This is a genomic window from Desulfofundulus sp. JL263-se (genome assembly GCF_056316025.1).
This window is the reverse complement of record NZ_CM149993.1, coordinates 2990410-2997500: the sequence shown is the minus strand read 5'-3', so window position 1 is coordinate 2997500 and position 7091 is coordinate 2990410. Positions and strand designations below refer to the sequence as shown.

The following is a 7091-nucleotide window of genomic DNA, read 5'->3' as shown; positions in this document are numbered from 1 at the left end:
CGGGGTGGTGGTGGTTATGTTCGTATAACTAAAGTACCTGCTTCGCAGGAATTAAATTTGGTACAAGAATTATGCGATCTAATTGGCGATGCCATAGCCGAGCGTCCTTCCTTCGGAATTGTGGAGAGAATTCTTAGAGAAGGTCTTCTTACTAGGCGGGAGGCTGAAATAATTAAGGCTGCCTTGAGCCGGCAGGTATTGCGCTTAGGCTTGCCGGCCAGAGACCAGCTAAGGGCAAATATTTTAAAAAGCATATTAATAACGGTTTTACAAAATGGTGAAAAGTAATGGAGGTGAAAAGCAATGCTTTGTGAAAAATGTGGGAAAAACCAGGCCACGGTACATTACACGGAAATTATAAACGGGCAAAAGAAAGAATTAAATCTTTGTAAATCCTGTGCCAGTGAACTGCAGCCACAGGGGTTCAGTTTTATGCCCCAGTTAAATTTCCATAATTTCTTAGGTGGATTGATGGGGCACTCCTTTGGAGTCGGTGACTTTACTAAAACATCACCAAGGGTTAACAGGTGTGAAGTTTGCGGGCTGTCCGAAAGCCAGTTTGCCCAAAGAGGACTTTTGGGTTGTGGGAATTGTTATAACACTTTTGGTAACACCCTGGAATCCTTGGTTCGGCGCATTCACGGCACCAGTTATCATAATGGTAAAGTGCCGGAGAGAACCAGTGATAAGATTAAATTAAATAGAAAGATCGAGTCATTGCGCGCCCAGTTGAAGCAAGCGGTGGAAGCAGAAGAGTTTGAAAGGGCGGCACAGTTGCGTGATTCCATAAGGGAACTGGAAAAACAGCTGGAGCAGGAGGGATAAAAAATGGCTCTCAAAGATACGGTGAACAGGGCTTATAGCAACTGGATGACGGGTTCGGGACCGGAAAATGACATAGTAATTAGCAGTCGTATAAGGGTGGCGCGTAATTTATCCCATTTTGCCTTTCCTCATATGTTGTCAGTAGATAAAGCCGATGAGGTTATTCATGCAGTAAGTTTGGCCTTGGAAAACAAAGAATTAAAATTTACTTCCGGGCGCCTCGAGGTAAGCAGAATGAGTGAATTAAGTCCGGTAGAAAGGCAAATATTAGTAGAAAAGCATCTTATAAGTCCTGATTTGCTTCAAGATTATGAAAAAAAGGCTGTTGCCTTAAGGGATGATGAAGTCATGAGCATAATGATAAATGAGGAGGACCACCTCAGAGTACAGTGTATTCTGCCCGGCCTGCAGCTGGAATCAGCTTGGGAGCAGGTTGATAAGCTGGATGATGGCCTGGAAAAAACTTTGGATTACGCTTTTTCAGAGCAACTCGGCTATTTGACTGCCTGTCCCACCAACGTGGGTACCGGATTAAGGGCTTCGGTAATGGTGCACCTGCCGGGGTTGGTTCATACGGACCAGATAAAGAACGTACTGGCAACGGTATCCAAGTTGGGTCTTACTGTACGAGGGCTGTATGGGGAAGGGACAGAGGCTGCAGGCAACCTGTTCCAGATAAGCAACCAGGTTACCTTAGGGCATACGGAAATGGAAATAATTCAAAATCTTGTGTCTGTGACCAAGCAGTTACTGGAGCAGGAGAGGGCCGCCAGGGAAGCCTTATACAGAGATCGCCGGGAGCAGCTTGAAGACCGGATAGGGCGGTCATACGGAATTCTCAAGCACGCCCGGTTAATATCGTCTGATGAGGCCATGAAGCGGTTCTCCGATGTGCGGCTGGGAATAGACCTTAAGATAATTAAGAATGTAAAGCCACAGCTGATAACGGAACTAATGGTTTTAACCCGCCCCGCATTTTTGATAAAAATGGCAGGTAAAGATATTTCTGCTTATGAGCGGGATGTCAGCCGCGCGAAATTAATCAGGGAAAAGCTTAATAAAGCCCAAGATTAAAATTGAAAATCTGGGTTATATTCAATTGAGGAGGTGCATGATCCATGTTATTCGGCAGGTTTACTCAAAGAGCGCAGAAGGTGTTGTTTCTGGCGCAAGAAGAAGCCCGGGGACTTAATTACCCTTATGTAGGGACGGAACATATATTGTTGGGACTTCTTCGAGAAGGTGAGGGAGTTGCCGCGAAAGTTCTAAGTTCAATGGGAATCGATGCCGATACCGTGCGGAGTAAGGTGGAGCAGATCGTTGAAAAAGGGCAGGGTAATCCCACGGGAGAAGTGACCCTTACTCCCAGGGCCAAGAAGGTTTTGGAATTGGCGGTAGATGAGGCACGTCGCATGGGTACCAATTATGTAGGTACCGAGCACCTGCTTTTGGGATTAATTAGGGAAGGTGAAGGTATAGCCGCCCGGGTTTTGACTTCCCTGGGTGCCGATCATAACAAGGTGCGCCAGATGGTGATGCAGATGCTTGGCGGTTTCGGCTCTGTTCAGCAGCCCGACGGCCAGGCACGGGGACATTATGCCGGGGGAGGTAGAACAGCTACCCTGGACCAGTTCGGGCGTGATTTAACTGCCTTGGCCAGGGAAGATAAGCTTGACCCGGTGATAGGCAGGGACAAGGAAATTGAGCGGGTAATACAGATTTTAAGCCGCCGTACCAAGAATAATCCCGTACTTCTCGGTGAACCCGGGGTAGGGAAAACGGCCATTGCCGAGGGACTTGCGCAGCGCATAGTTGCCGGTAATGTTCCGGAGGTTTTAAGTAATAAGCGTTTGGTTACCCTGGACCTGGCTTCCCTTGTTGCCGGGACCAAATACCGGGGTGAATTTGAAGACAGGCTGAAAAAAGTAGTTCAGGAAATCATTGCCGCCAACAATATAATTTTGTTTATTGATGAATTGCATACCTTAATTGGTGCCGGTGCTGCGGAAGGAGCCATAGATGCGGCCAACATATTAAAGCCCGCACTGGCCAGGGGGGAACTTCAGTGTATCGGTGCTACCACGCTGGATGAGTACCGGAAACATATAGAGCGTGATGCCGCTCTGGAAAGACGTTTCCAGCCAATAACCGTAGAAGAGCCCACCGTGGAAGAAACTATCCGAATTCTCAAGGGGCTCAGGGACAAGTATGAGGCTCACCACCGGGTAAGGATTACCGATGAGGCCTTGAAGGCAGCGGCTAGATTGAGCGATCGTTATATTACCGACCGGTATTTGCCTGACAAAGCCATTGACCTTATTGACGAGGCCAGTTCACGGGTTAGGTTACAGGCCTTTACCACACCGCCCGATATAAAGGAATTGGAGAAAAAACTGGAGGAGATAACCAAAGAAAAGGAAGCAGCTGTTAATAACCAGGAATTTGAAATGGCTGCAAAATTAAGGGACCAGGAGAAAAAGCTTAAGTCGGAGTTGGAATCCAAGCGGAAAGAATGGCAAGAGACTAATAACGGAGAAGAGCTGGTGGTGGGCGAGGAAGACGTTGCCCAGGTTGTTTCCAGCTGGACCGGCATACCCGTGCAGAAGTTGGCCCAAGAGGAATCTGAAAGGCTCTTGAAGATGGAGGAAATACTCCATGAGCGGGTGGTGGGCCAGGATGAGGCAGTAAGTGCCGTTGCCCGGGCCATACGCAGGGCCAGGGCCGGCTTGAAGGATCCTTCCAGGCCAATTGGTTCCTTCATCTTCTTAGGACCTACAGGAGTAGGTAAAACAGAACTGGCCCGGGCACTGGCAGAGGTATTGTTCGGTGATGAAGATGCCATGGTTCGCATCGATATGAGTGAATATATGGAAAAACATACCGTTAGCCGTCTTGTCGGGGCACCTCCGGGTTACGTAGGGTATGAGGAAGGAGGGCAATTGACGGAAGCCGTACGCAGGAAACCTTATTCAGTTGTGCTCTTGGATGAAATCGAAAAGGCCCACCCTGATGTATTCAATATATTGCTACAGGTACTGGAAGACGGCCGGCTGACCGAAGCCAAAGGCCGTACTGTTGACTTCCGCAATACCGTAATCATTATGACCAGCAATATCGGGGTTCAAACAATCAGGAGGGCCGGCACTCTGGGATTCAAAGCGGCAGAGGATAAAGAAAATGAGTATGAGCGAATGAAGAAAAATGTTTTCGATGAATTACGCAAAACCTTCCGGCCCGAATTCTTGAACCGGATCGATGAAATTATCGTCTTCCACCAGCTCAGTAAGGAAGAGATCAGGAAGATCGTTGATTTGATGATAAAAGAAGTAGAAGAGAGAATGGCCCAGCATGATATAAAAATCGAGGTTACTGATGCGGCCAGAGACTGGCTGGCCAAAGAAGGTTTTGATGACGTCTACGGTGCCCGGCCGCTGCGACGGGTTATACAGAAACAGATTGAAGATAAGTTGTCTGAAGAGTTGATTAAGGGAACCTTTAAATTGACGGATAAGGTGATTGTAGACGCGGAAAATGATAAAATAGTGGTCCGGCCCGCTGGTACCCGGTAAGTGCCGCCGGGTGACGGGCAGGGCGAAAACGCTGATACCGAAACTGAATGCATTAAATAAGAATCAGTGGGTCTGTTTCCCACTGATTCTTATGGCTTTGGTAAGGCCCGGGGGGTACCCTTGTGGTCCGCTACTGTAAGTGTTATAATGTAATCACTATTGTTTTTTGGAGTATTTGTATGGGCCAAAAGCGAGTATTTTTTTGCCAGGAATGCGGGCACAAGGCACCCCGCTGGATGGGCAGATGTCCCGGGTGCGGTAGTTGGAACAGCTTTGTCGAGGAAGAGGTAAATGTCAGAGGCTGCATAATGATGGATTCCGGTTCCGGGCGGGAGGCCCCCCGGCCGATTACCGAAATCGTTCCTTTGCAGGAAGAACGGTTTTCCGCGGGCCTGCCGGAATTGGACAGGGTTATGGGAGGCGGTATTGTACCCGGCTCCCTTATATTGCTTGGAGGTGATCCCGGAATCGGGAAATCCACCATTCTGTTGCAAGTTGCCGGCAACATAGGCGCCCGGGCTGGAAAGGTTCTTTACGTTTCCGGAGAAGAGTCCCTGTCCCAAATAAAACTAAGGGCCGATAGGCTGGGTGTTTGGGAGGAAAGGGTTTATTTAGTGGCGGAAACAGAAATAACAGTAGTAGAACGTTATATCCGGGAACTGGCCCCCCGGCTGGTAATTATCGATTCCATCCAAACCATGTTTCACCCGGAAGTATCTTCTGCGCCGGGCAGCGTTACCCAGGTAAGGGAATGTACTTCCCGTTTGATGAGAATTGCTAAAAGCAGCTTAATTTCCGTTGTTATTGTGGGGCATGTTACAAAAGAGGGAATGCTGGCGGGGCCGAAGGTTCTCGAGCACATGGTGGATGTGGTATTGTACTTGGAAGGAGAGAGACACCAGGGTTACCGGCTGCTGCGGGGGGTAAAAAACCGCTTTGGCTCCACAAATGAAGTGGGAGTGTTTGAAATGCGAAGTTCCGGGCTGGCCCAGGTTTCCAACCCTTCCTCCTTGTTTATGATGACTCATTCTGAGGAGGTTCCCGGTGCGGTTGTAGTACCTACCATGGAGGGAAGCAGGCCTCTGCTTGTGGAAATTCAAGCCCTTGTATGTCCCAGTGCCTTTGGTGTGCCAAGGCGCATGACTACAGGTGTGGATCCCGGGAGAGCAGCCCTTATTATGGCCGTTCTTGAAAAGCGCCTGGGCATGCAAATGGGTACCCATGATGCCTATGTAAATGTTGTCGGCGGTGTAAAAGTCTATGAGCCGGCAGTGGATTTAGGTATAGCTATTTCCCTGGCCTCCAGTTTTAGAGATCGTCCTGTGGAATGGGGTCTGGCTGTTATGGGGGAAATAGGTTTAACAGGAGAAATTCGTTCCGTTCCCGGTGTTGAAAGGCGGGTTAGCGAGGCACGGCAGTTGGGTTTTCGCTATTGCCTGGTCCCGTCTGCCGATGCCGGTTTGGTGAAAATCAGCGGTATAAGGGTTGAGGGTGTGCGGACTGTTGCTGGTGCAATTGAGCGGGCGTTAAAGGTGTGAGGTGAAACATTTGAAGGAAGAAAAGAAAGAAGATAAATTATCAAAAATACTAAAAATGGTGGCGCCGGGAACTGCCCTTCGGGATGGCCTAGAGAATATATTGCGTGCCAAGACCGGTGCTTTAATTGTAATTGGTGATGGCCCTGAAGTTATGGAAATTGCTGAGGGTGGATTTGAAGTCAACGCGGAATTTACCCCGGCCAATCTTTACGAGCTGGCAAAAATGGACGGAGCCATTATTCTAAATAACGACGCCAAGCGTATAATTGCCGCCAATACCCAGTTAATACCCAACCTTAGTATTCCTTCCAGTGAGACCGGTATCCGGCACCGAACCGCGGAGAGGGTTGCCAGGCAAACGGATGCCATGGTGATTGCCATATCACAGCGGCGGGGAATTATTACTATTTATAAGGGTAACTTTAAATATGTTTTGGGGGATTTAGGGGTCATTTTGGCAAAGGCTAACCAGGCAATACAAACTCTGGAAAAATATAGGTCCGTTTTGGACCGGGTTGTAACGCAACTATGTATCTTGGAGTTTGATGACGCTGTAGTATTATATGATGTGGCTAAGGCCATTCAAAGGATGGAAATGGTATTACGGGTGGTAAAAGAGATTGAGCTCTACATAAGCGAGCTGGGGGTAGAGGGCAGGTTAATCAGCATGCAGCTGGAAGAACTGGTAGCTAATGTGGAAGATGAGGGGCTTCTTATTATTCGGGACTATTATACAATGGTTGACGAGAAAACACCTGAAAGCATAATGAAAATGATTAATAGCTGGCCGGCTGAAGACCTGTTAGACCTTTCCCTGATTGCCAGGGCTCTGGGATATCCCGGCAGCGCCAATGTTCTGGATCAAAATGTTTCACCCAGGGGCTATCGTGTACTGGAAAAAATTCCCCGGCTCCCCTTACCGGTTATTGAGAACTTGGTTCAGGAATTTGGCAGTTTGCAAAAAATCCTGAACGCTTCCATTGAGGAACTGGATGCAGTGGAGGGCATTGGCGAAGTCCGGGCCCGTTCAATTAAGGAAGGGCTTTTAAGATATAGAGACCAGCTTTTGCAAGAAAGACATACCTAACTTCTTTAAAAAGCGTGGCTTGTAAAAGCCACGCTTTACTATTTAAAGTTTTTTAAGTTTCCTGTATCCCCT

6 protein-coding genes (1 of these 6 running past the window's edge) are annotated in these 7091 nt (G+C 48.2%); all 6 read left to right on the top strand.

Going from position 1 to position 7091, the window contains the following annotated elements:
• Positions 1 to 288 carry the 3' portion of a CtsR family transcriptional regulator gene (locus ACX4JR_RS15550; protein WP_476058912.1) on the top strand. 183 nt of this gene lie to the left of the window's left edge, so only the last 288 of its 471 coding nucleotides appear in the window; its start codon lies off the left edge, out of view; the stop codon is at positions 286 to 288.
• A 15-nt stretch (positions 289 to 303) separates the two neighbouring features.
• Positions 304 to 825, top strand: a complete 522-nt coding sequence (locus tag ACX4JR_RS15545) for a UvrB/UvrC motif-containing protein (RefSeq protein ID WP_476058911.1) — start codon at positions 304 to 306, stop codon at positions 823 to 825.
• 3 nt (positions 826 to 828) lie between these two features.
• Positions 829 to 1899 (top strand): protein arginine kinase, encoded by a 1071-nt coding sequence (locus tag ACX4JR_RS15540; RefSeq protein WP_476058910.1) that lies wholly within the window; start codon positions 829 to 831, stop codon positions 1897 to 1899.
• A 44-nt stretch (positions 1900 to 1943) separates the two neighbouring features.
• The gene (locus ACX4JR_RS15535; RefSeq protein WP_476058909.1) at positions 1944 to 4394 is read left to right on the top strand and encodes an ATP-dependent Clp protease ATP-binding subunit; all 2451 of its coding nucleotides are present in this window, start codon (positions 1944 to 1946) and stop codon (positions 4392 to 4394) included.
• A gap of 179 nt (positions 4395 to 4573) precedes the next feature.
• Positions 4574 to 5932 carry a DNA repair protein RadA gene (gene radA, locus ACX4JR_RS15530; RefSeq protein ID WP_476058908.1) on the top strand — a complete coding sequence of 453 codons (1359 nt, stop codon included), beginning with the start codon at positions 4574 to 4576 and terminating at the stop codon, positions 5930 to 5932.
• A 10-nt stretch (positions 5933 to 5942) separates the two neighbouring features.
• Positions 5943 to 7019, top strand: a complete 1077-nt coding sequence (gene disA / locus ACX4JR_RS15525) for a DNA integrity scanning diadenylate cyclase DisA (RefSeq protein WP_476060588.1) — start codon at positions 5943 to 5945, stop codon at positions 7017 to 7019.
• Positions 7020 to 7091: the final 72 nt, after the last annotated feature.

Excerpts from the sequence above, each read along its gene's own strand:
- ACX4JR_RS15545 (WP_476058911.1), top strand. The coding sequence starts at position 304 with ATGCTTTGTGAAAAATGTGGGAAAAACCAGGCCACGGTACATTACACG.
- ACX4JR_RS15535 (WP_476058909.1), top strand. The coding sequence starts at position 1,944 with ATGTTATTCGGCAGGTTTACTCAAAGAGCGCAGAAGGTGTTGTTTCTG.
- radA (WP_476058908.1), top strand. The coding sequence starts at position 4,574 with ATGGGCCAAAAGCGAGTATTTTTTTGCCAGGAATGCGGGCACAAGGCA.
- ACX4JR_RS15540 (WP_476058910.1), top strand. The coding sequence starts at position 829 with ATGGCTCTCAAAGATACGGTGAACAGGGCTTATAGCAACTGGATGACG.